The sequence below is a fragment of the Paraburkholderia sp. J76 genome (assembly GCF_905220295.1).
GTDB lineage: Bacteria > Pseudomonadota > Gammaproteobacteria > Burkholderiales > Burkholderiaceae > Paraburkholderia.
The window spans coordinates 538,156-561,626 of the sequence record NZ_CAJMZJ010000003.1; the positions used below are offsets into that span (position 1 = coordinate 538,156).

General features: G+C 65.3%; 19 protein-coding genes and 1 tRNA gene. 9 read left to right on the top strand and 11 right to left on the bottom strand.

The window, feature by feature from the left end; genetic code table 11:
- Positions 1-184: 184 nt before the first annotated feature.
- Together clpP and tig are read right to left on the bottom strand one after the other, a co-directional pair.
- On the bottom strand, positions 185-838 hold the full coding sequence (gene clpP / locus U5768_RS09010) for an ATP-dependent Clp endopeptidase proteolytic subunit ClpP (RefSeq protein ID WP_322030012.1): 654 nt from the start codon (positions 836-838) through the stop codon (positions 185-187).
- A 184-nt stretch (positions 839-1,022) separates the two neighbouring features.
- Complete coding sequence (tig, locus tag U5768_RS09015; RefSeq protein WP_322030013.1) at positions 1,023-2,369, bottom strand: trigger factor; 1,347 nt, start codon at positions 2,367-2,369, stop codon at positions 1,023-1,025.
- Between the two features lie 466 nt (positions 2,370-2,835).
- Here tig and U5768_RS09020 point away from each other — a divergent pair, with 466 nt between their 5' ends.
- Positions 2,836-3,993, top strand: a complete 1,158-nt coding sequence (locus U5768_RS09020; protein WP_322030014.1) for a glycerate kinase — start codon at positions 2,836-2,838, stop codon at positions 3,991-3,993.
- A gap of 233 nt (positions 3,994-4,226) precedes the next feature.
- A complete protein-coding gene (locus tag U5768_RS09025) occupies positions 4,227-4,673 on the top strand; it encodes a MarR family winged helix-turn-helix transcriptional regulator (RefSeq protein ID WP_322030015.1) in 447 nt (148 codons plus the stop codon).
- A gap of 351 nt (positions 4,674-5,024) precedes the next feature.
- Here U5768_RS09025 and U5768_RS09030 read toward each other — a convergent pair whose 3' ends face one another.
- The 3 genes from U5768_RS09030 to U5768_RS09040 all read right to left on the bottom strand — a co-directional run bounded on the left by U5768_RS09030 (position 5,025) and on the right by U5768_RS09040 (position 6,995).
- A complete protein-coding gene (locus U5768_RS09030) occupies positions 5,025-5,444 on the bottom strand; it encodes a DUF4279 domain-containing protein (RefSeq protein WP_322030016.1) in 420 nt (139 codons plus the stop codon).
- A gap of 7 nt (positions 5,445-5,451) precedes the next feature.
- Positions 5,452-6,474 (bottom strand): hypothetical protein, encoded by a 1,023-nt coding sequence (locus U5768_RS09035; protein ID WP_322030017.1) that lies wholly within the window; start codon positions 6,472-6,474, stop codon positions 5,452-5,454.
- A gap of 434 nt (positions 6,475-6,908) precedes the next feature.
- Positions 6,909-6,995, bottom strand: a tRNA-Leu gene (locus U5768_RS09040).
- Positions 6,996-7,268: 273 nt separating this feature from the next.
- On the opposite strand from U5768_RS09040, the gene U5768_RS09045 reads away from it, so the two are divergent.
- Positions 7,269-8,111, top strand: a complete 843-nt coding sequence (locus U5768_RS09045; protein WP_322030018.1) for a squalene/phytoene synthase family protein — start codon at positions 7,269-7,271, stop codon at positions 8,109-8,111.
- A gap of 14 nt (positions 8,112-8,125) precedes the next feature.
- Here U5768_RS09045 and U5768_RS09050 read toward each other — a convergent pair whose 3' ends face one another.
- The 3 genes from U5768_RS09050 to U5768_RS09060 form a co-directional block, all read right to left on the bottom strand.
- The gene (locus U5768_RS09050) at positions 8,126-9,361 is read right to left on the bottom strand and encodes a DUF1501 domain-containing protein (protein WP_322030019.1); all 1,236 of its coding nucleotides are present in this window, start codon (positions 9,359-9,361) and stop codon (positions 8,126-8,128) included.
- Positions 9,362-9,429: 68 nt separating this feature from the next.
- On the bottom strand, positions 9,430-10,947 hold the full coding sequence (locus U5768_RS09055; protein WP_322030020.1) for a DUF1800 domain-containing protein: 1,518 nt from the start codon (positions 10,945-10,947) through the stop codon (positions 9,430-9,432).
- 199 nt (positions 10,948-11,146) lie between these two features.
- Positions 11,147-11,461, bottom strand: coding sequence for a hypothetical protein (locus U5768_RS09060; protein WP_322030021.1), 315 nt, complete (start codon positions 11,459-11,461; stop codon positions 11,147-11,149).
- Between the two features lie 251 nt (positions 11,462-11,712).
- Here U5768_RS09060 and ompR point away from each other — a divergent pair, with 251 nt between their 5' ends.
- The 3 genes from ompR to U5768_RS09075 all read left to right on the top strand — a co-directional run bounded on the left by ompR (position 11,713) and on the right by U5768_RS09075 (position 14,558).
- Positions 11,713-12,447 carry a two-component system response regulator OmpR gene (gene ompR / locus U5768_RS09065; RefSeq protein WP_027814652.1) on the top strand — a complete coding sequence of 245 codons (735 nt, stop codon included), beginning with the start codon at positions 11,713-11,715 and terminating at the stop codon, positions 12,445-12,447.
- A gap of 53 nt (positions 12,448-12,500) precedes the next feature.
- Complete coding sequence (locus U5768_RS09070) at positions 12,501-13,850, top strand: ATP-binding protein (protein WP_322030022.1); 1,350 nt, start codon at positions 12,501-12,503, stop codon at positions 13,848-13,850.
- Between the two features lie 159 nt (positions 13,851-14,009).
- Positions 14,010-14,558: a peroxiredoxin gene (locus tag U5768_RS09075; RefSeq protein ID WP_322030023.1), complete on the top strand. Its 549-nt coding sequence runs from the start codon at positions 14,010-14,012 to the stop codon at positions 14,556-14,558.
- A gap of 30 nt (positions 14,559-14,588) precedes the next feature.
- Here the strand turns inward: U5768_RS09075 and U5768_RS09080 are convergent, their stop codons facing one another.
- From U5768_RS09080 to ispD, 3 genes are all read right to left on the bottom strand, one after another.
- On the bottom strand, positions 14,589-15,725 hold the full coding sequence (locus tag U5768_RS09080) for an acyltransferase (RefSeq protein WP_322030024.1): 1,137 nt from the start codon (positions 15,723-15,725) through the stop codon (positions 14,589-14,591).
- Between the two features lie 176 nt (positions 15,726-15,901).
- Positions 15,902-16,381 carry a 2-C-methyl-D-erythritol 2,4-cyclodiphosphate synthase gene (ispF, locus tag U5768_RS09085; protein WP_322030025.1) on the bottom strand — a complete coding sequence of 160 codons (480 nt, stop codon included), beginning with the start codon at positions 16,379-16,381 and terminating at the stop codon, positions 15,902-15,904.
- A gap of 43 nt (positions 16,382-16,424) precedes the next feature.
- A complete protein-coding gene (gene ispD, locus U5768_RS09090; RefSeq protein ID WP_322030026.1) occupies positions 16,425-17,144 on the bottom strand; it encodes a 2-C-methyl-D-erythritol 4-phosphate cytidylyltransferase in 720 nt (239 codons plus the stop codon).
- 214 nt (positions 17,145-17,358) lie between these two features.
- Between ispD and mfd the strand changes: the two genes are divergently transcribed.
- The 3 genes from mfd (at position 17,359) to U5768_RS09105 (ending at position 23,276) form a co-directional block, all read left to right on the top strand.
- On the top strand, positions 17,359-20,838 hold the full coding sequence (gene mfd / locus U5768_RS09095; protein WP_322030027.1) for a transcription-repair coupling factor: 3,480 nt from the start codon (positions 17,359-17,361) through the stop codon (positions 20,836-20,838).
- A gap of 183 nt (positions 20,839-21,021) precedes the next feature.
- Positions 21,022-22,245, top strand: coding sequence for an acetylornithine deacetylase (gene argE / locus U5768_RS09100; RefSeq protein ID WP_322030028.1), 1,224 nt, complete (start codon positions 21,022-21,024; stop codon positions 22,243-22,245).
- 20 nt (positions 22,246-22,265) lie between these two features.
- Positions 22,266-23,276: a threonine/serine dehydratase gene (locus tag U5768_RS09105; RefSeq protein ID WP_322030029.1), complete on the top strand. Its 1,011-nt coding sequence runs from the start codon at positions 22,266-22,268 to the stop codon at positions 23,274-23,276.
- Positions 23,277-23,471 lie beyond the last annotated feature (195 nt).

The window sequence follows — 23,471 nt, forward strand, 5'->3', positions numbered from 1 at the left end:
GTGCGTGAACCGCTTGCTGAGACGGCGTTGGGGGCCGCGGGCCGCGAAGCGCGTTTGCCGATTATTTCACAAGGTCTGCGCGGCGTCGGCTATCCCCTTTTGTACGGGGGCCGAGCTGTTCCTGCTGGACTCGCCTGGCGCGCCGCCCTTCGCAGGGTCGGACGCGCAAAACCGCTCGCGCAGCTTACGGACGCTTGTGCAGAACCTGGTCGACGAGACCGTATGCCTGAGCGTCGTCGCCGGACATGAAATTGTCGCGATCCGTGTCGCGCGCAATGCGCTCGACCGGCTGACCCGTATGGTGCGCGAGCAACTGGTTCAGGCGCTCCTTCAGGTACAGGATTTCGCGAGCCTGGATTTCGATGTCCGAAGCCTGGCCGCGCGCGCCGCCGAGCGGCTGGTGAATCATCACGCGCGAATTCGGCAGCGCGAAACGCTTGCCCGTGGCGCCCGACGCCAGCAGAAATGCGCCCATGCTGGCCGCGAGGCCCATGCAAAGGGTCGAAACGTCGGGCTTGATGAACTGCATCGTGTCGTAAATCGCCATGCCGGCCGACACCGACCCGCCCGGGCTGTTGATGTACAGGCTGATGTCCTTGTCCGGGTTTTCGCTTTCGAGAAACAACAACTGGGCGACGACGAGGTTCGCCGTCTGGTCGTTCACCTCGCCGACCAGGAACACCACGCGCTCCTTGAGCAGGCGCGAGTAGATGTCGTAGGAACGTTCGCCACGGCCGCTCGTTTCGACGACGATCGGCACGAGGCCGAGCGCCTGCGGGTCGAAGTCCCGCGACGAGTGGGAGGTCAACGTATCCAGCGATTGAGCGCGAATGGTCATGCGGTGCATCCTTGTCTGGAAAAGTTCTTCTGATATACCCGTATGGAGACGTGGCGACGGACCCCGTTCATATCAACCACACGAACAGCATGGCTAACTTGCCGCGCATAAAAAACAGGCGGATACAAAAACGGCGTGCTGACCGTCGGTCGCTCCGACAGCCGGCACGCCGTAGCGGGCAGATTTAAGCCTGCGCCGTCGCGCTTGCCAGTTCTTCGAAGCTAACCTGCTTGTCCGTCACCTTGGCCTTGCCGAGCACGAAGTCCACGACGTTCGATTCGACGACGTAGGCTTCCATTTCGGCCAGGCGCTGCTGGTTGGAATAATACCAGCGCACGACTTCCTTCGGGTCCTCATAGCTTTTCGCGAATTCGTCGACTTCAGCACGGATCTGCTCCGGCTTCGCCTCGAGGCCGTTGGCCTTCACGAGTTCGGCGAGCACGAGGCCGAGCTTCACGCGGCGCTCGGCTTGTTCCTTGAACATCTCGGCCGGGATCGGCGCGTCCTTGGCGTTGGGCACGCCACGCTGCGCGAGGTCGGCGCGCGCCATTTCGACGAGGCGTTCCTGATCCTGCTCGACGAGCGCATTCGGCACGTCGAGTTCGGAGATCTTCAGCAGCGCGTCCATCACCTGGTTCTTGACGATCGACTGCGTGCGGCGCTTCGCCTCGCGCTCGAGGTTGTCCTTGATTTCGGCGCGCATCTTCACGAGGTCGCCGTCGGCGATGCCGAGCGACTTCGCGAATTCGGCGTCGATTTCCGGCAGGTGCGGCCATTCGATCTGCTGCATCGTGATCGTGAACTTCGCCGTCTTGCCGGCGACGTCCTTGCCGTGGTAGTCCTCGGGGAACGCGAGATCGAATTCGCGCGACTCGCCCTTCTTCAGGCCAATCGCGGCCTTTTCGAATTCCGGCAGCATGCGGCCTTCGCCCAGTACGAACGCGAAGCCTTCGGCGGTGCCGCCCGGGAACGCGACGTCGTCGATCTTGCCGACGAAGTCGACCGTCACGCGGTCGCCTTCCTTCGCTGCGGTGTCGGCGCCGCCGTCACCGTGCTCGCCGGCTTCGCCGCGAGCGTGGAAGTGCACGCGCTGCTTGCGCAGGATGTCGAGCGTGCGGTCGATTTCGGCTTCGGTGATGGTCGTGGTCGTGCGCTCGATTTCCGCCGTTGCGACGTCGCCGAGCTTCACTTCCGGGTAGACCTCGAAGGTCGCGTCGAACGCGTAGTCGCCTTCGGCGGCTTCCGACTTCGGCGCGAAGCTCGGCTGGCCGGCCACGCGCAGGTTTTCGGAGCGGCTGATGTCGAAGAATTCCTTGCCGACCTTGTCGCTCAGAACTTCGGCTTCGACCTGGCCCGAATACTGTTGCGTGACCATCTTGAGCGGCACCTTGCCCGGGCGGAAACCCGGCATGCGCACGTTCTTCGCGAGTTTACGGATGCGCGAATCGATTTCTTTCTGCACGGCGTCCTTCGGCAGGGAAATCGTCACGCGGCGTTCGAGCTTGCCGAGGTTTTCAACAACGTTAGCCATGGCTTCAATCGTCCTAAAATTGTTCGAGCGAATCAGTAATCTGTGGTCTTTGCGTGCCGCGGGCCGCTTTGGCCCCGCTTTGGTCCGCTTCTGTCCCGCCTGTCCCTGCGGGCCGATGAGGTCCAGCAACCCGCTTTGGAGCTGAATGCAGGCGCCTCGCGCGCCGCTCAACAGCGCCGAAACAGGCGGCTTGCGGTGCGGTTCCGTCAAAAGAGCCAAGTATTTTAGCAAACTATTTCCCGGTCCCAGTGGAATTGCCGTTTTGGCGCGTGTTGAGCGGGTTTTTGCCCCGCTTTCGGGCTTGTTTTGCAGCGCGTTTGGCTCGCTGCACGCCGCAAAGGCGCTCCGATGCGCGCTATCGCACCGCGGTTATCCAGCGCACGCGGCGAGACTGTTAAGCTAACGCTCGCGCCGGACGCCCCGCCGGCCGCAGCCGCTCCCAACACATTCTTCCAGCAGAGACACCATGCCGAATTCGTCGACTGACGCTCCCGTTATCGTCATTGCTCCTGACTCATTCAAAGGCTCGCTCAGCGCGGACGGGGTCGCCGCCGCGATCGCCGAGGGCATCCGCCGCGTGCGCGCCGACGCCGACATCCGCATCCGCCCCATGGCCGACGGCGGCGAAGGCACGCTCGACGCGATGCTGTCGACGGGCGGCGAGCGCCGCGTCCTCACCGTGGAGGGCGCAGCGGGCCCGAAACGCGACGCCGCAGCGGGCCTGCTGCACGACGGCAGCGCGATTCTCGAAACCGCCGAAATCGTCGGCATCACGGACCCCGTGGGCATGGGCGTGCCGGTGGAGGCGCGCAGCACGCGCGGCATGGGCGAAGCAATCCGCGCGCTGCTCGACGAAGGCGTACGGCGCTTTTACGTGGCGCTCGGCGGCAGCAGCACCAACGACGCCGGCGCCGGCCTGCTCGCGGGCCTTGGCGTGCAACTCTTCGACGCTGCCGGCCAGCCGCTGGAGCCCACGCCGCAAGCGCTCGCGCAGGTGGCGCGCGTGGACGTTTCCGGGCTCGATGCGCGGCTTCGCGAAGCGTCGTTCGTCGGCATGTCGGACGTCGATAATCCGCTCACGGGCGAGCATGGCGCGACCGCCGTATTCGGTCCGCAAAAAGGCGTGACGCCGGAACAGGTCGCGCCGATCGACGCGGCGCTCGGCCGTTTCGCCGATCTGCTCGAAAATGCGCTGGGCCGCCGCGTGCGCGAGGAAGCCGGTTCCGGCGCGGCAGGCGGACTGGGATTCGCGCTGCGCATGCTCGGGGCGAGCTTCGAGCCCGGCGCCGAAGTCGTTGCACGCACCATCGGTCTGGACGAAGCGCTCGATGGCGCCGACTGGCTCATTACCGGCGAAGGCCGCTCGGACGTGCAGACGCTGCACGGCAAGGCGCCGTTCATCGCCTGCCGCCACGCCGTCGCCGCGGGCGTGCCCGCCACGCTGCTCTCGGGCGCCGTGGACGCAGCGGCTCTGCCGCGTCTCGCGGCGCATTTCAGCGGCTGCTTTTCGCCCGCGCCGGGCCCGATCACGCTCGAAACCGCGATTCGCGACGCCGCGCGCCTGCTCGCCAACGAAGCGGAGCAACTCACGCGCCTCAAATACGCTGCGCGGGCACCTATCTAGGTAGTGCCGCCGGGGCGCGCCGCCCCGGCTTTTCGGCAAAATCCGCGCTTCGGAGTCCGATTTGTCGAATTCGCGCGCCTTGCATTCCGCAGTAAGCGATTAATAGATTCGTGCGCCGCACCGCACGCGGCGCACAAGGGTTCGGATGCGTTGACCCGGGCGCAAGATGGGGCAACAATCATGGAATCGCGACACGTTTCGCGTCCTTCCCAAGCGACCAGACCAGGACTCCCATGAAGGCAAGCCAAGCCGGACTCGAACAATTCCTCACCTATCGGCTGCATGTCCTGAACAAACTCTCCGAACGGGGCGCCAGCGAACGCTACCAGGCGAAGCTCGGCATCACACTTCCGGAGGCTCGGCTCATTGCAGCGGTGGGGGCGTTCGGCCCGTTTTCCGTGATGGAGCTTGCGCGTCACGCGAATCTCGACAAAAGCCAGGCAAGCCGTGCAGCCGAAGCGCTGATGCGCCGCGGCCTCATGCAGCGCGCCACGAGCGAGGAAGACGGACGCCTCGTGCTCGTTTCGCTCACAACCGACGGACGCGCGCTGTATCGCAAGGTCATGCCCATCGCGCGCAAGTGGAACGTCGACCTCTTCGCGAGCCTGGACGACAAGGAGCGCGACGCACTCGCGCGCGCGCTCGACAAGGTGATCGAAGCGATGCAGGCCGAGCTGTAAGGCGAACGCAGCAAGCAGACGCAATAAGCTAAACAGATAGCGGCCCGTATGGCGTCGCCACGGCGTGAGGGCTGCATAAACAAAAAGGCCATGTACCGTCAGGTACATGGCCTTTCTATTTTGGTGCGGACCTGACCGCTACCCGAGCCAATCCGAAAGCGCGATCGATCATCTCTGGCGCAGGCAGGGAAAGATCGAGGCTCGCATCGAATCGGGCAAGCGGATAACGCACGCCACGCGCCAGCGGCTGACGGACGAGCTAGCGCGAATCGCGGTGGCCCGCAATCTGGCGTTGATGGATGCCACGTGCCGCCTTCTCGGCTGGGAATAGCCGCGTGCCCTGCGGAGGATTTAGCGATACTCGTCAATCTCGACCGTGCCGCCCATTGACTCCATCATGGCACGGATATCGTCGGGTACGTCGGGCACGCGGTCCCCTGCCTCGTTATCCCAAAAGCAGAAGAAGCGCATGTGCGCGCCGGTACGTTTGAGCAATTCGGGCAGGTCTGACCGAGGTAGCGCTAGACGCTCGACCAGATAGTGAAGGTGCGGCGCTAGCAGGTCACTCTGGACATGCTCTCTGCTTCCGATTCCCCACACCCCGGTTCGAGCTGGAAACTTGCTAACTCGCCCGGACGGAGTGATGCGAAATTGCCCCTTCACCCTCTGCGTATCCGGCTGGACGCCAAAATAACGCGTCCAGAATTCCGGGGACTCCACGTCTTGATAGATGGTGAATGATGCGTGCGCGAGTTGATGATCTGCTTTCATGTGGTGGTCAGTACGCGTAGTCGTGCATATTGCCGATGACGCCGTTATTAAATTCGACGTCCCCGTTGTCGTGCCAAATAACGTTGTCATCGCCCCGCAAATCAAGCTCATCTTTCATGGAGTGGACCATGTTGCCGAACGTCTTGCGGTCATACCCAAGCATCTTCGCGGCATAGTTCGGATTGTTCGTGCTGGCGGCCAGCTCTTCCGAGTTCCCATCCGGCATATCGGGTTGATAGTCGAACGGCAGTGCGTTACCGAGCGGCGTCGAATCGCCGCCAGAATCCGCGCCGAACAGCTCATCGCCTGTGGCGCCACCGTCATCGTTCGAATCGGCACCGTCGCCAAGCACAGCCCCGGCTGCCAACTCCAATCCACCGAGCAAGTCGTCGCCATAGCTACCCGCTGCGGCTGCGGCGCGCTTTGCGGCGTTCGTGACCTGTATTGCATCGATACGCTCGACCATCGTGTTGTACTTGATGATGTAGGCCGTCGCCGCGTCGTCGGCATCGAGGCCCATCGATTCCATCACCGACTGGTGAAACGTCTTCGCCCGCGGTGTGCTGACGACCGCTCCACCACCGCCGCTCCGGCGCGTTTCGCTCCAGCTTTGCGGTGCGTAGCGCTTCGATACACCGATACTGCCGCGCCAGTCACGATCAATGACGGGGACGATCAGGCCATCTCTCACCGCGTCACGCAGAATGCGTGTGATGTCATCGCCATCTATCGGCGTGTGCCATCGCCCGCGCACGTATTTGCCGATGAAGCCTGCGTAGGCGCTGAAATCGCCCGAGATACGCGACGTACGGCGAGCGATGCTCACCCTGAACAGTTGATCGAAATCCCGTCTGTCCTGTTCCATCTGGCCTTCGCGCGTCTTTCGCGCTTTCTGGCGCTCCTCGAAAGACAGCTGCCCGCCACGGTCTCCGACTCCGATATCGCACGCGGGTACCAGCGCACACTGCCAGCCGCCCTTGAGCGGCACGTAAAGCGCGTTATAAGAACCGCCCCATTCGGGTAACGACATGTCACCTCCACTTGGTTGTGGCGTGTTTACTAGCACGTCACCAAGCAGCTTACGTTGCGCTATCTGGACTGGCGCGCAGTTAATGCAAATCGGATCGAGAACCGGCCATCACTGGTTCGAGAGCCGAGCTATAACAGCGGCGTCAGCGTGCCGTGTTGAGTTGGGTCAACTTGGCACCGGCTTTGATCTGGTCCAGATAGTCCGCCCACTTCTGCATCATCATCCGTCTGACCTTGATGAATTTCGTTCGGTTGCCTATCCAGGTCTCCCGTGGGGTCTTCGTGGGCTCCTTGCCGACAGGCGGCACACCCGCCCCCCCGATTGGGGGTCGTTGGTACTGGTGATAAACGGGCGTAGAGTGCAACAAAAAAACCCCGCGGAGCCAAGCCCGGCGGGGTTTTCTGGTCAAACGGTGTGAACGTTTGGATGATATTTGGTGCGTGAGGCCGGACTCGAACCGGCACACCCTTGCGGGCGTCAGGACCTAAACCTGGTGCGTCTACCAATTTCGCCACTCACGCGAATTCTCTGACTACGCTCGCCGGCAGCGATGCTTCAATGATGTGCCGGCTGCACGCCTTTCGCTCAGTGTCAGAAAGCGCAAGCGCGAGATTCTAACCGATTGCCTGGCGCTTGTCTGCATCCTGAAAACAGTGCGCGACGGTGGCTCGTGCGCGCTCCCGGGAACAACGCCGGGCGGCGCTGCCGGACCGGCCGCGAGCCGCGCCGGTGCTAGAATCGCGGCTCTATCGACGCGGCGCGCCTGGCCGCTTCGCCCCACATCTGCGAACGCCGTGAACTTCGACGACTACTGCCTGCAAAAGGCGGCTCCCCCTGGTTCGAGCACTTACTATGCGCTGCGTCAGGCCCGCGCCGCGCGCCAACCGCTCCTGACCGCCCTCTTCGCACTACGCCGCGAACTCGAAGAAACCGCGAAAGAAACGAGCGACCCCACCGTCGGCCGCACGAAGCTTGCCTGGTGGCAAAAGGAACTGGCCGCGCTCGCCGCGGGCAATCCCGCGCATCCGGTTACGCAGGCGCTCGCCGAGCATCTCGACGAACCGAAAGCCATCTATCCAGGCCTGCAGGCGCTGCTCGCAGGCTTCGAAATGGACTTCGAGCAGGCGCGTTATCTCGATCTGCCGAATCTGCGCCGCTATATGGATGGCGTGGGCGGCACGTTCGCTTCGCTCGTGGCGCAGCTCAGCGCGCGCACCGAAGAGGATCGCGAGGACGCCGCACGCTGGGCCGCCCCCCTCGGCAACGCGCTCATGCTCGCGCAGTTCGTTCCGGAAATCGGCAACGACGCGCGCCATGGCCGCATCTACGTGCCCATCGACGAATTGCAGCGCTACAACGTCACCGCCGCCGATCTCATCAACCGCCGTTATAGCGCGGAATTCGCGGAACTCATGCAGTTTCAGACCACGCGAGCACGCGAAGCGGTACACGCCGCGCTCGACGCGATTCCTGCTTCGGCGCGGCGCGACCAGCGCACCTTGCGCGCGCTCGCGGCGCTCGAACTCGCGCTGCTCGACGAAGTCGAGCGCGAAGACTATCAGGTGCTGCATCAGCAGATCGTGCTTACGCCGGTCCGCAAGCTCTGGATCGCCTGGCGCGCGGCGCGGCGTACCTGAAGTTCGCGCGGGCGTTACGCGCGCAGCAACGGCAGCGGCTCGAAGCGCTGCTGAAGTACGGCCTGCGTGTCGAGCCCCCACCATGGGCCTAGCGCGGTCGCATAGATCTGCCTGAAGTCGACGCCCACCGGCAGATTACCGTTGCCGTCGAGTCGCGCGAGTTGCGGCGCCTGACCATAGAGGCCGCCCGCCACGCGCCCGCCCGCAACGAAGTGCGCCGAAGCCGTACCGTGATCGGTGCCGCGGCTTTGATTCTCGCGCACGCGCCGCCCGAACTCCGCATACGTCACAACGAGCGTGCGATCCCAACGCCCAAGCTCCACCAACGCCGAGCGCATCGCGACCATGCCCGCCGCGAACTGGCGCAGCAAGTCGGCATGACGCTGCGGCTGGTTCTGGTGCGTGTCGAAGCCATTCAGCGTCAGACGAATCGCCGCGACGCCGCGCCCCGCCACCGGCGCGCCTTGCGGCGTGTCGCTCGATGCAAGCGCCTGCATGGCCGTCTTGATCGACGCGCCGAACGCGCCCGGCGGAAACGCCGTCTTCAGCGCGCCAGTACCCGGACGCGGCCGCAGCGCATCGGCGGCATGCACGATGTCGTTCTCCACGTCGAGGATGTGCGCGAGCGCGGGGTTGCGTTCCTTGAGCGAAACCGGCGTGACGAGGCGCGAAGCGCGCGCGAACTGCGCCGGATTCACGAGCGCGATGGCGCGCGCGCCGTTCGAGAGCGGCCCCATCTCGGCGCTGCCGAGCACGAGCGCGTCGGCGGCGAATCCGGGTGGCACCGGCTCGCTCGCGAACGCGCGCGTGAGCCAGCCCTCGCGCAGATATTCGTTGGAGCGCGAAGCCGTGTCCCAGATCTCGATCGAACGAAAGTGCGAAAGATTCGGCTGCGGATAGCTCACGCCCTGCACGATCGCGAGTTCGCGTTGGCGCCACATCGGCATGAGCGGCGCAAGCGCGGGATGGAGCGCCGTGCGTTCGTCCAGTTGTATCGCCTGCGCGCGCGGCACGCCGATGCTTTGGCGGTAGCTGTAATAGAGCGGATCGGCGAACGGCACGACGGTGTTCAGGCCGTCGTTGCCGCCCTTGAGTTCGACGAGAATCAGCAGGTTCTCGTAGCCGCTCGCCGCGCTTTGATGCATGGGCGACGCGCCCTGCGCGCGCGCAGCGCCGGGCAGCCATAGCGAAGAACCCGCCATCGCGGCGGCGGCCGTCGCACCGGCTGCAAGAAAGTCGCGTCGCTTCATGGCTTGCCTCGCTTGTCAGTGCGGCGGCACACATCGCCGCCAGGGATTCGGCTGGTCATATCCACGCTTCATTTCAACTGATACACCGGATCCATCAGCAGTGCCTGGAGATATGCCTCCCCGCTGCTGCCGACCGCAATCGCATCGACGGGCGCGAGCGGCAGGACGGCATGCTGCATCTGCAATTGCGCAGAAAGACCGGGCGTGGCATCGGCGGTGAGACCGTAGCGCGCGAGCCAGCCGTCCAGATCGAAGCGCATGCCGCCTTGCAACGCATCGCGCCGCATGGCGTTCGGCGCGCCCGGTGCGTTCGACATGCTTTGCGGCATGCCCGCGGCGACCTTCGCGGGCGCGGCCAAGGCATGCGGCCGGCCGGTTTCCGTCGCGCGAAACAGTTGCTCGACGAACTGCTTGCGCGCGAGCAGCGTCGAGCTGTTGATCCACGAGGCCCCGCCGGGCCACCCCTTCACGTTCGGCGGGTAAAACAGGTTCTCGCCCAGCGCGGCCGCGCGGCGTGCGAACGGCAGCGTGTCGCCATACGCGACGTCGAACCGCCGCATCGTGCCGACGATAAACTCCACCGGCGAAGTCACGAGCACACCGCGGTTGCGCTCGTCCCAGAACGCGGGAGTCACGAGCAGCGCGCGAAGCGCCGCGCCGACCTCATAACCACTCGCGCGAAAACGATCGGCGATGCTTTCGAGTTGCGCATCGTCGGGCGTGGCGCAGATGAATTCGCGCCACAGCTTGCCCGATACATACCGGGCAGTTTGCGGCTGCGCGAGCAGGATGTCGAGCACCGCATCTCCATCGAATGCGCCGCTGCGCCCAAGCACGATCTTCTCGCCGCCATCGTGCAGATCGGCGCGCCAGACGAATGCCTGCGTATCGGGATCGAGACTCCAACCCGTGTAAGCGCGCGCAGCTTCGGCAACGTCGCGCTGCGAGTACTGCCCTTCGCCCAGCGTGAACAGCTCCATCACTTCGCGCGCGAAATTCTCGTTGGGCCTGCCCTTGCGGTTGCTCGCGCCGTCGAGGTAAAGCAGCATCGCGGGATCCTTCGCGACGGCATGCAGCATGCTCGCGAAACTGCCCAGCGCGTCGCGCCGCAAGAGCGCGTTTTGCGCCGCCATCAACTGCGGCTCGCCGACCTTGTCCTGACCCGAGGTGAAGTGGTTGTGCCAGAAGAGCGTCATGCGCTCGGTCAGCGGCGAAGGCGTGACGAGCATCTCGCGCAACCACCACGCACGCAATTCGTCATAGCGCGCCCCGCGCTGACGCTGCGCTTGCTGGCGTTCCTCCGGAGTCCACGCGCTGCGCTGCGCCCGGCTTGGCGGCACTTCGACCGTCCATGCCGGCAGCGGCGTGAGCGCTTCACTGCGCGCGCCGCCGATGAGCCGCGCGACGGCCTGCTCCCGCGTGAGCCCTACATAAGGCGCGACTTCGCTCTCACGCGGCGCGAAGCCCGTGCGCACAAGAAGATGGCGGGCGTCGTCGGCGTCGAGCAGCGCAGCCGCGCCGTCGTCGGGCGCCGAGGCGTCCGTGGCGAACTGCGCGTTGCGCTTCGACCGTCTGGAGTCGCTCATGATGAATGGGCCCACGGCGAAACCGCCGGCGCGATCAATGAATGTACCGGCTTAACGGCTGTGGCGAAATGGATGTTGACGACGCAATTGCTACGGTATTTTTCAGCGCGCGTTCCGGCGGCGCGAATGCACGCCTTCACGCCGGTAAAAATCGCGGAAAGAGAATTGTGTAAACGTAATCGGGACGAAGGACGCGGTATCAGCGCTTGTAAAGTTCGCGCACGGCGTCTTCGATATGCTGACGCAGGAGCCGCCGCTCGTCGGGCGTCATATGGCCGTCGCGGCGACGCTGATCGAGGTCGGGGGGAACGGCGGGACGCTGGTTGATGTCGGATGCGGGATGCGGGATCTGATCGCTGCGCACGCGCCGTATGGACGGTTTGCCGCCCGGAGAACGAGCGCCGGACTGCGAATTCTCGGAGCGGTCCGCGAAGGGCTGGGCCAGGACCGACGCCGACTCCAGCGCGGCCACCACGCCACCGGCTAGCGCCAGTGCAAGCATGGTGTGGCGCATTGTCGGCCTGACCCCTCCCATCGTTTTTTTCCCTTCTTGACGCGGCAAACGGCTACCTCGAATACATGTGCGAACCCGGCTCGGCGCGGGCATGAATTTTAAAGTCGAATGAAGTATCTACCGAACTGCCGCTTTCCGTAAAGAAGTCTATCTGTCAGTGCTTGCCGCCGTGGCACAGCACGGGTAAATTTTGTAACTGACTGTAACCCGATAATTGGTGCAAACTCGCATCAGTATCCAATCGCGCTAAGATGCCAGGCATGGAAACCAAAAACCCGTCCAAAATTCTCGTTGTCGATGACGATCCCCGGCTGCGGGATCTGCTGCGCCGCTACCTCGGCGAGCAAGGCTTCAACGTCTACGTGGCCGAAAACGCCCCCGCCATGAACAAGCTGTGGGTGCGCGAGCGTTTCGACCTGCTCGTGCTCGATCTCATGCTGCCCGGCGAGGACGGCCTCTCGATCTGCCGCCGTCTGCGCGGCAGCAACGACCGCACGCCCATCATCATGCTCACCGCCAAGGGCGAGGACGTGGATCGCATCGTCGGCCTCGAAATGGGCGCCGACGACTATCTGCCCAAGCCCTTCAACCCGCGCGAACTCGTCGCACGCATTCACGCGGTGCTGCGCCGCCAGGCGCCGTCCGAACTGCCGGGCGCGCCCTCGGAAACCACCGAAGTCTTCGAGTTCGGCGAATTCGCCCTGAATCTCGCCACGCGTACGCTCACCAAGGCCGGCCAGGAAATTCCGCTCACCACGGGCGAATTCTCGGTGCTCAAGGTGTTCGCGCGTCATCCGCGCCAGCCGCTCTCGCGCGAAAAGCTCATGGAACTGGCGCGCGGCCGCGAATACGAAGTGTTCGACCGCAGCCTCGACGTCCAGATCTCGCGTCTGCGCAAGCTCATCGAACCCGATCCGGGTAGCCCGCGCTTCATTCAAACCGTCTGGGGACTTGGCTACGTGTTCATTCCCGACGGCGCCGCCTGATCCTGGATGGTATCTCGTTGTCTGCACTGCCTCTGTTGAAACGGGAAGGGTCCATGCGGATTGACCGGCGTTTGCTCACGCTCGCGTTCGGCGATCTGTTCTGGCGTACCTTCCTGTTGATCGCCCTGCTCATCGCCGTCAGTCTGGCCGCGTGGTTCCAGAGCTTTCGCGTGATCGAGCGGGAGCCGCGCGCGCAGCGCGTGGCGCTTCAGCTCGTCGCGATCGTGAAGCTCACGCGCACGGCGCTCCTTTACTCCGATCCCGATCTGCGCCGCGCGCTGCTCCAGGATCTCGAGAGCAACGAGGGCGTGCGCGTGTACCCGCGCGAAACCACGGACAAGTACCGGCTCCAGCCCGACGAGTCGCTCAATCGCCTGATCGAACATGACATTCGCGGGCGTCTTGGCGACGACACGATCATCGCTCAGTCCGTGAACGACATTCCGGGCGTGTGGATCAGCTTCAAGATCGACGACGACGACTACTGGGTCGCGCTAGACCGCGACCAGCTCGACAACGTCACGGGCCTGCAGTGGGTCGGATGGGGCGTCTCCGCGCTCGCGCTATCGCTCTTCGGGGCCGCCTTCATCACGAGTCTCGTGAACCGGCCGTTCGCGCGCCTCGCCATGTCGGCGCGTATGCTGGGCTCCGGGCAGTCGCCCGCGCCCTTGCCCGAAAGCGGCATGGGCGTCGCTGCCGAAACGAATCGTTCGTTCAACCAGATGGTGCGCGACCTCGAGCAGCTAGAGGCCGACCGCGCGCTGATGCTCGCCGGCATTTCGCACGATTTGCGCACGCCGCTTGCGCGCCTGCGGCTCGAAACGGAAATGAGCCCGTCCGACCAGGCGACGAAGGACGCGATGATCGACGACATCGAGCAGATGGACATGATCATCGGCCGCTTCCTCGATTACGCGCGGCCTGCCCAGCGCATGCCCGAGCGGGTCGATCTCTCGATCATTGCCGGCGAGATGGCGGCGCGCATGGCGACCGAAGACGGCGTGCGGCTCATCACGCGGTTCGCGCCTTCGGCCATGATCGAAGCCGACGAAACCGACATGCGCCGCGTGGTGGGCAACCTCATCGAAAACGCGCGCAAGTACGGCGCGAGTGAAACCGACGGCATCCCGCACATCATGCTCGAAACGCGCGTGTCGCATTCGCGCGTCGAGCTTTCGGTGGTCGACGAAGGCCCGGGCATTCCCGAGGATCAGCTCCCGCTCGTCACGCGGCCGTTCTACCGCGTCGACACGGCTCGTACGCAGGCCAACGGCACGGGGCTCGGCATGGCGATCGTGCAACGTCTCGTGGGCCGCTATCGCGGCGCGCTGCGCCTGCGCAACCGGCTGCCGGGCCCGGGCCTCGAAGTGACGATCGAATTCCCGCTCGCCAAGGGCGTCTGAACCCTTCCCTCGCCTGAGCAGAAGCGGCGGCGGCGCACCCTCGCGCCACGCGCCGCCCGCACCTGCGACAATCGTTTTCATCGGCATGCCGCGTCGCGCCTTGCGCGCGCGGCGTCAACGCGGGCCGCGCGGCCCGCCACTCGTCTGAGGAGCCCCGCCATGAAAACCGTCGGCGACAAACTCGAAGCCTTTACCGTCACCGCCGCGAAGCCCGGCTTCAACCATCCCGAGGAAAACGGCGAATCGGCGTTCATCGAGATCACCGAGCAGACTTTCGCCAGCAAGTGGAAAGTCATCTACTTCTACCCCAAGGATTTCACGCTCGTTTGCCCCACCGAGATCATCGCGTTCGCAAGACTCATCAAGGAATTCGATGACCGGGAAACGGTCGTGATGGGCGGCAGTTGCGACAACGAATATGTGAAGCTCGCGTGGCGGCGCGAGGACAAGACGCTCGATCGCCTCAATCACTATTCGTTCGGCGACGTGAAGGGCGAACTCATCGACCAGCTCGGCATACGCGACAAGGAAGCGGGCGTAGCGCTGCGGGCGACGTTCATCGTCGATCCCGACAACACGATCCAGCATGTCACGGTGAACAACCTGAATGTCGGGCGCAGCGCCGAGGAAGTCCTGCGCGTGCTCGACGGGCTGCAGACCGGCGAACTGTGCCCGGGCGATCGCGAAGTCGGCGGCGCGACGCTCTAGGGCACGCTTTCGGGCATGCATTCGGGCACATCACGTCCGGCTCGCCGCGGCGCGCGCGGGCAAGCGGTTGCGTATCGCTGTTTCCAGCGGCCGCTTCCACTCGAGCACGCGTTTTTCGAGCACTTGCCACGACAGATGCGCGAGTAGCACGGCCAGCGCGAACTGGAGCATGAGGGCGAGGACCGGCTGCGCCGCGTCGGGCACGTGCAACCGTGCATACAGCGCCGGTGCCACGCCCAGGCGCGACGGCACGAAGTTGTGAAAGAGGTAGAAGCCGTAGCTGATCGTGCCGAGATAGGCAAGCGGACGCGCCTCCAGCGCCGCGACGAGCACGCTGTCCTGGCGGCGCACGAGCCACAGGAACAGCGCGCCGAGCGAGAGCGCGAGCCCGATGTCGAAGAAGCCCGGCAGCAGCGCGGCGCGGGTAACACTTTCAGCGCAATCGGCACGCGCCAGCGCAAAGCCCGCGATCCCCGCGCTGGCCGCGACGAACCACACCGCGGCCGCCGCCCCGGAACGCAACGGCACGCGCGCGCCACCAATCGCCAGCGCGCCGCCCAGCGCGAGCATGGCGAAATTCCATGGCGAAAACGCGTAGACGAGCGGCGCGATCGCGCCTTCCTCGTATAGCGCGAGATGCGCGCACGCAGCCGCCGCGACAACCGCCGCGCAGAGCGCGAGATGGCGCGACGCGCGCACGAACAGCAACGCGAACGGCGCGACGAGATAGAACTGCTGCTCGACCGCGAGGCTCCAGAAATGCGAAACCGTGCCGGGCCAGCCGTCGTGCACCACGCCGATCCAGTAATTGGAGAGGAATACGAAATGCCACGCGAGCCCCAGATCGACATCGCGCTGATAGAAGCTCGCGTGCGCGAGGGTGAGCGCAATGAGCAGCAGGTAATACACGGGGAATATGCGCAGCGTGCGCTTCATGAAGAACACATAAAGCAGCGCGGCCGTGCGCGCGCCGCGCTGTTCGATGCGAACCCGATTGCGATGCAGCTCGCCGACGATCAGATAGCCGCTGATCAAAAAGAACAGCCAGACGCCGATTTTGCCTGCATCGACCGCATCGACGTGGGCCTTGTGCGAGAGGAACACGAGCACGACTGCGAGCGCCCGCAGGCCGTCGAGGCCTCTCACGCGTTTTTCAACTCCCGCCATTGCCCTCCCCACTTCCGGTTACCGGTTCAGTATGGGACGAAAAAAACGGAAATTAATCGGCAAGAAAAGCCATGGCGATGATTGCAGGTGCAATCATCGTCGTCACGCCGCAAGCAGGCACGGGCCCTGCGTGCCCCGTTCAAATTTTCAAAACCGATAAGTTGAACGCGCGCGATTCACGCGCGGAGCAGGAGTACCGCCGCCTGCGCTTCGATTCCTTCGCTGCGGCCGAGATAGCCGAGCTTTTCGTTCGTTTTCGCCTTCACGTTCACGCGCTCGACCGGCAGATTCAGATCTTCGGCAATCGTCCTGCGCATCGATTCGATGTGAGGCGCGAGCTTGGGCTGCTGGGCGATCACCGTGGTATCGACGTTCATGAGCGTAAAGCCTGCCTCCTGCACGCGGCGCAGACATTCGCGAAGCAGCACGCGGCTGTTCGCGCCGTAGAACTGCTTGTCGGTGTCCGGGAAATGGCGGCCGATGTCGCCGAGCGCGGCCGCGCCGAACAGCGCGTCGGTAATGGCGTGCAGCAGGACGTCGGCGTCCGAGTGGCCGAGCAGGCCGCGATCGTACGGGATTGTCACGCCGCCGAGCACGAGCGGACGGCCGGGCACCAGTGCGTGCACGTCGTAGCCTTGTCCGATTCTGATGTCCATGTTGTGGGGTTCCGGGGTTTCGGGGAAAGAGATGACGGTGCGGTTATTCCGCGGGCCGGCTGAGGATCGCTTCGGCGAGCGCGAAGTCTTCGGGGTACGTCACCTTGAAATTGCGCAGGCTGCCCTGCACGAGGCGCGGCGCGTGGCCGAGCCACTCGATCGCGCTCGCTTCGTCGGTGAGGTCGTGACCGTCTTGCTGCGCGCGCTCGATTGCCGTGCGCAGCATGCCGATGCGGAACATCTGCGGAGTCTGCGCCTGCCAGAGGCCGTCGCGCGATTCGGTGCGCGCGATGTGGGTGCCGGGCGCCGCGGGATCCTTCGGCGCGACGCGCTTGAGCGTGTCCGCCACCGGCAGCGCCATGATCCCGCCCACCGGGTCGTCCTTGAGCGCCCCGACGAGCGTGCGGACCAGCGCGGGCGTGATGCCGGGGCGCGCGGCGTCGTGCACGAGCACCCAATCGTCGTCGGTTGCGCCGAATTCGGCGAGCGCGGCGAGGCCGTTGTAGACCGAAGCCTGGCGCGAGGCGCCCCCGCAGCGGCGCACGGCAAAGCGCAAGCCACCGAAGCGCCGGGCGTCGAAGTGGGTATCGTCGGGGGACAGCACCACGAGCGTCTGCGAGAATTCGTTGCAGGCGTCGAAAGCGGCGAGCGTATAGTGCAGGAGGTCGCGTCCGGCGACGATTCGATATTGTTTCGGCATGGCCGAGCCCGAACGGCTGCCGGTGCCGGCGCACGGAATCAGGGCAAAGAGGCGTGAAGTCACGGTGTCGCGAGCCGCAGGAGTCAAAGTAAAGGACGGATTTTATAATAGGTCCCTTACCCGCACGCCGGACGCCCGCAAAACGTCGGCATTGCGCGCCGAACACACTTGAAGACCGGAAACCGGCCCCCATATTCTGGCGTTGCACCCCGCCAGAACTGAACTGGCCACCATACCGACACAAGCGCCGACACACGCGTCGGCCACCCTGTTGCCCATGTCCGATATCGCCGCTTCCTCGCAGTCCCCGTCCCCCGTTGCCGTCGTCAAGCCGGGGCAGCGCTACGCGTTCGACGGCACGCACGGCTCGTCCGACGCGCTCCTGATCGCCCGCTACCGCGAGGCCGCGCGCGCCGGCGCCACGCGTGCGCCGCTGCTGGCCGTGATCTGCGCAAGCGCCGTGGACGCGCAGCGGCTCGCCCAGGAAATTCCTTTCTTCGCGCCCGAGGCGCGCGTGCGCCTCCTGCCCGACTGGGAAACGCTGCCGTACGACACGTTCTCGCCGCACCAGGACCTCGTTTCCGAGCGACTGGCCACGCTCCACGATCTCGGCGAAGGCCGCTGCGACATCCTCATCGTGCCGGCCACCACGGCGCTCTACCGCATGCCGCCCGCGTCGTTCCTCGCGGCCTATACGTTCTCGTTCTCGCAGGGCGAGCGGCTCGACGAAGCGAAGCTCAAGTCGCAGCTCACGCTCGCGGGCTACGAGCACGTGAGCCAGGTGGTGCGTCCGGGCGAATACTGCGTGCGCGGCTCGCTCATCGACCTCTTTCCGATGGGCTCGCCGCTGCCCTACCGCATCGACCTCTTCGACGATCAGGTCGACTCGATTCGCGCGTTCGACCCCGACAGCCAGCGCAGCCTCTATCCCGTGAAAGACGTGCGCCTCCTGCCCGGCCGCGAGTTCCCGTTCGACGAAGCCGCGCGCACGGCGTTTCGCAGCCGCTGGCGCGAGGTGTTCGAGGGCGATCCGAGCCGCGCGACGATCTACAAGGACATCGGCAGCGGCGTGCCGTCGGCGGGCATCGAATACTATCTGCCGCTCTTTTTCGAAGAGACGGCCACGCTCTTTCACTACCTGCCGGAAAACGCCCAACTGGTGTTCTCGGGCGACCTCGACGCCTCGATCCGCCGCTTTACGAACGACACGAAGCAGCGCCACAACTTCCTCTCGCACGACCGCGAGCGGCCGATCCTGGAGCCGCAGCGCCTCTTCCTGACCGACGAGGACTTCTTCGCGTTCGCGAAGCCCTTCGCGCGCCTCGTGCTGCCCGCCGCGAGCGAGGGCGGCTGGGCCACGGCGCTGCCGAACCTCGCGATCGACCGCCACGCCGACGACCCGCTCGCCTCGCTGCGCGCCTGGCTCGACACGACGAAGAATCGCGTGCTGTTCGCGGTGGAATCGGCGGGCCGGCGCGAGACCATCGCGCAACTGCTCGCCGACAATCACCTGCGCCCCGCGGGCGCCGACAGCTTCGCGGACTGGCTCACCGGCGACGAGCGTTTTTCGCTGGGCGTCGCGCCGCTTTCCACGGGCTTTTCGCTGCCGGGCGAGGAACTCGCGGTCATTACCGAAACCGAGCTTTACGGGCCGCTCGCTCGCCGCGCCGGTCGCCGCCGTCAGGAACAGGCGAGCAACGTCGATTCGATGGTGCGCGACCTCTCCGAACTCAAGGTCGGCGATCCGGTGGTTCATGCGCAGCACGGCATCGGCCGCTATCACGGCCTCGTGACGATGGACCTCGGCGAAGGCGACACCGAATTCCTGCACCTCGAATACGCGAACGGCAGCAAGCTCTACGTGCCGGTGTCGCAATTGCACGTAATCTCGCGCTACAGCGGCGCAGACCCCGACAGCGCCCCGCTCCATGCGCTCGGTTCGGGCCAGTGGGAAAAGGCGCGCCGCAAGGCCGCCCAGCAGATTCGCGACACGGCGGCAGAGCTTCTGAATCTCTACGCGCGCCGCGCCGCGCGCGAGGGCCATGCGTTCGCGCTCGAACCGAAAGACTACGTGAAGTTCGCGGAGAGCTTCGGCTTCGAGGAAACGCCCGACCAGGCCGCCGCCATCGCGGCCGTGATCGGCGACATGACGAGCGGCAAGCCGATGGACCGCCTCGTGTGCGGCGACGTGGGCTTCGGCAAGACGGAAGTGGCGTTGCGCGCGGCGTTCATCGCCGTGATGGGCGGCAAGCAGGTGGCGATTCTTTCGCCCACCACGCTGCTCGCGGAGCAGCACACGCAAACCTTCACGGACCGCTTCGCCGACTGGCCCGTGCGCATCGCCGAGCTGTCGCGTTTCAAGAGCGCAAAGGAAGTGACGGGCGCGATCCAGCAGATCAACGACGGCAGCGTCGATATCGTGATCGGCACGCACAAGCTGCTTTCGTCCGATGTGCAGTTCAAGCGCCTCGGGCTCGTGATCATCGACGAGGAACACCGCTTCGGCGTGCGCCAGAAGGAAGCGCTCAAGGCGCTGCGCGCGGAAGTGGACGTGCTCACGCTCACCGCCACGCCGATTCCGCGCACGCTCGGCATGGCGCTTGAGGGCCTGCGCGACTTCTCCGTGATCGCGACCGCGCCGCAGAAGCGCCTCGCCATCAAGACCTTCGTGCGCCGCGAGGAAGACGGCGTGATTCGCGAGGCCATGCTGCGCGAACTCAAGCGCGGCGGCCAGGTGTACTTCCTGCACAACGAGGTCGAAACCATCGAGAACCGCCGCGCGATGCTCGAAGCGCTCGTGCCCGAAGCGCGTATCGCCGTGGCGCACGGCCAGATGCACGAGCGCGAACTCGAAGCCGTGATGCGCGATTTCGTGGCGCAACGCGCGAACGTGCTGCTCTGTACGACGATCATCGAAACCGGCATCGACGTGCCGACCGCGAACACGATTCTTATCCACCGGTCCGACAAGTTCGGCCTCGCGCAGCTTCACCAGTTGCGCGGCCGCGTTGGGCGCTCGCACCACCAGGCCTACGCGTATCTGCTCGTGCACGATCCGCAAGGACTCACGAAGCAGGCGCAGCGCCGTCTCGAAGCGATCCAGCAGATGGAAGAACTCGGTTCGGGCTTCTATCTGGCAATGCACGACCTGGAGATTCGCGGCACGGGCGAAGTGCTCGGCGACAAGCAGTCGGGCGAGATTCAGGAGATCGGCTTCCAGCTTTACACGGACATGCTCAACGACGCCGTGAAAGCGCTCAAGGACGGCCGCGAGCCCGATCTCAACGCGCCGCTCGCGGCGACCACCGAGATCAACCTGCACGCGCCCGCCATCCTGCCCGCCGACTACTGCGGCGACGTGCAGGAGCGCCTGTCGCTCTACAAGCGCCTCGCGAACTGCGAGCACGACGATTCGATCGACGGCATCCAGGAAGAATTGATCGACCGCTTCGGCAAGATGCCGGCGCAGGCGCATGCGCTCATCGAAACGCATCGTCTGCGGCTGGCCGCCAAGCCGCTCGGCATCACGAAGATCGATGCGGGCGAAGCGGTCATCGGGTTGCAGTTCGTGCCGAATCCGCCCGTGGACGCCATGCGCATCATCGAGATGGTGCAGAAGCACAAGCACATCAAGCTCGCGGGGCAGGACAAGCTGCGCATCGAAACACGCAGCCCCGACCTCGCCGTGCGCGTGGCCACCGTGAAGGAAACGTTGCGGGCGCTCGGCGCGCCCAATCGCGCGGGCGCGTCGCGCTAAACCCTTTTGCAGCGCCTCGGGACGCCCGCGCGGTTTAACCTCCGCACGGGCGTTTTCACGTCATGCTGCAGCGCGCCATGGTGGCGTGATCGCGCGTTACGTGGGACACCGCACTGCCCGCCGCTTTGGCTTGCCGCATTCTTTTTGGGTAAGATGAAGCATACAAGCAAGCCGGAGTCCAACATGTCCCTCGCCGCTGAAACAGCGCAGTCGTCCACGCCTTCCGCTTCCCTTCCCGCCTCGCTTCCCTGGGTCAAACGCCTCGTTTCGATGGATACGGTCAGCCGCCATCCGAATCTCGGCCTGATCGAGACCGTGCGCGACGATCTGCGCGCGCGCGGCATCGAATCGACGCTCACCTACGGCCGCGACGGCAAATGGGCCAACCTGTTCGCCACGATCCCCGCGCACGACGGCGAAACGAACGGCGGCATCGTCCTCTCGGGCCACACCGACGTGGTGCCCGTAGACGGCCAGAAGTGGGACAGCGACCCGTTCAAGCCCGAGATCCGCGACGGTCTGCTTTATGGCCGCGGCACCTGCGACATGAAGGGGTTCATCGGCGCGGCGCTCACGCTCCTGCCCGAAATCCAGCAGATGAAACTCGCGAAGCCCCTGCACTTCGCGCTCTCGTTCGACGAGGAAGTGGGCTGCGTGGGCGCGCCGCTCATGATCGAGGAACTCGTGAAGCGCGGTGTGAAGCCCGAAGGCTGCATCGTGGGCGAACCCACGAGCATGCGCCCCATCGTGGCGCACAAGGGCATCAACGCGTATCAGTGCTGCGTGCGCGGCCAGGCCGCCCATTCGTCGCTCACGCCGCGCGGGCTGAACGCGATCGAGTACGCCGCGCGCCTCATCTGCTACATCCGCGACATGGCCGACGAGTTCCGCGCGAGCGGCCCGTTCGACGAGCTTTACGACGTGCCGTTCACGACTGCGCAAACCAGCACGATCGAGGGCGGCAACGCCATCAACACGGTGCCGGCCGAATGCCGATTCGCATTCGAGTTCCGCAATCTGCCGACGCTCGACCCCGACACGATCTTCGCGCGCATCGAGCAGTACGCGCGCGAAACGCTCGTGCCGAAAATGCAGCGCGAGCACGCGGTGGGCGCGATCGAGTTCACGAAGATCGCAGCGGCGCCCGGCCTCGACGCCACCGAGCAGGCCGCGATCACGCAACTCGTGCGCGCGCTCACCGCCGATCAGGCGCGCCGCAAGGTCGCCTACGGCACCGAGGCGGGCCTCTTCGCACGCGCGGGCATTCCGAGCGTGGTGTGCGGCCCCGGCGACATCCAGCAGGCGCACAAGCCGAACGAGTACGTCTCGCTCGAACAGCTCGCGGCATGCGAAGGATTCCTGCGCAAGCTCGTGCACGGCATGTCCGTCGACGCCCTGGCACAGTAATCCGCTGAACGCGCACCATCATGTCCACCGCCGCGCCGCTGCCCACCAGCCACACGATAGACGGTGAGGCGATTCCCACGCTCGACGAGATCGCCTCGCAGCATTTCGCGCTCGCGCCGTGGGTGTTGCGCACGCCCGTGTTCGATCGCCACGACCTGTCTACGCTCGAAGCGACGCTCGTGAACTTCAAGTTCGAACTGCTGCAGTCGAGCGGCAGCTTCAAGGTGCGCGGCGCGTTCACGCATCTGCTGGCGCTCGACGCCGCGCAGCGCAGCGCGGGCGTCACGTGCGTTTCGGGCGGCAATCACGCCATTGCGGTTGCCTACGCGGCGATGCGTCTCGGCATCAGCGCGAAAGTCGTGCTCTTTCGCACCGCGAGCGCGGCGCGCGTGGCGCAATGCCAGCGCCTTGGCGCGGAAATCGTCGTGGCGGGCAACAGCAGCGAGGCGTTCGAGATCGTGCGCCGTATCGAAGCCGACGAAGGACGCTATTTCGTGCATCCGTTCAACGGCTATCGCACCGTGCTCGGCACGGCCACCCTCGGCTACGAATGGGCGACCCAGGCGCCCGATCTCGATGCGGTCGTCGTGCCCATTGGCGGGGGCGGCCTTGCGGCGGGCGTGGCCACCGCGCTGCGGCTCGCGAATCCGCGCGTGCGCGTGTATGGCGTCGAGCCGGAGGGCTCGGACGTGATGAGCCGCAGCTTCGCGGCGAACCACACGGTGCGCCTGACGCACATGCACTCGATCGCCGATTCGCTGATGGCTCCGCACGCGGAGCAATACAGCTATACGCTGTGCCGCCGTCATCTCGAGCGCGTCGTCACGGTCTCCGACGACGCGTTGCGCAGCGCCATGCGCGTGCTCTTCGAGCAACTCAAGCTCGCCGTGGAACCCGCTTGCGCCACGGCCACGGCCGGCCTGCTCGGGCCGCTGCGCGACACGCTGCAAGGCAAGCGCGTGGGCGTGCTGCTGTGCGGCACCAACACCGACCCGCAGACCTTTCACGAGCACATCTCGCTCGCGTACTAAGACGCGAGGCGTGCCTGCCAACCGCGCGGCAGGCACGCTGCGTGCGTCCTCCGGGACTTCGTCGGCCGCCCCTGGCAAGCGTTTTGCAAAGCGTCAGGGAATGTCAAATTGCTACCGCGATACGGATGCGTTCGCTATGATTGCGCCAATACGTCGTATCGACCCCAGCCCCGTGCCGCGCTATTCAGGGAGAGC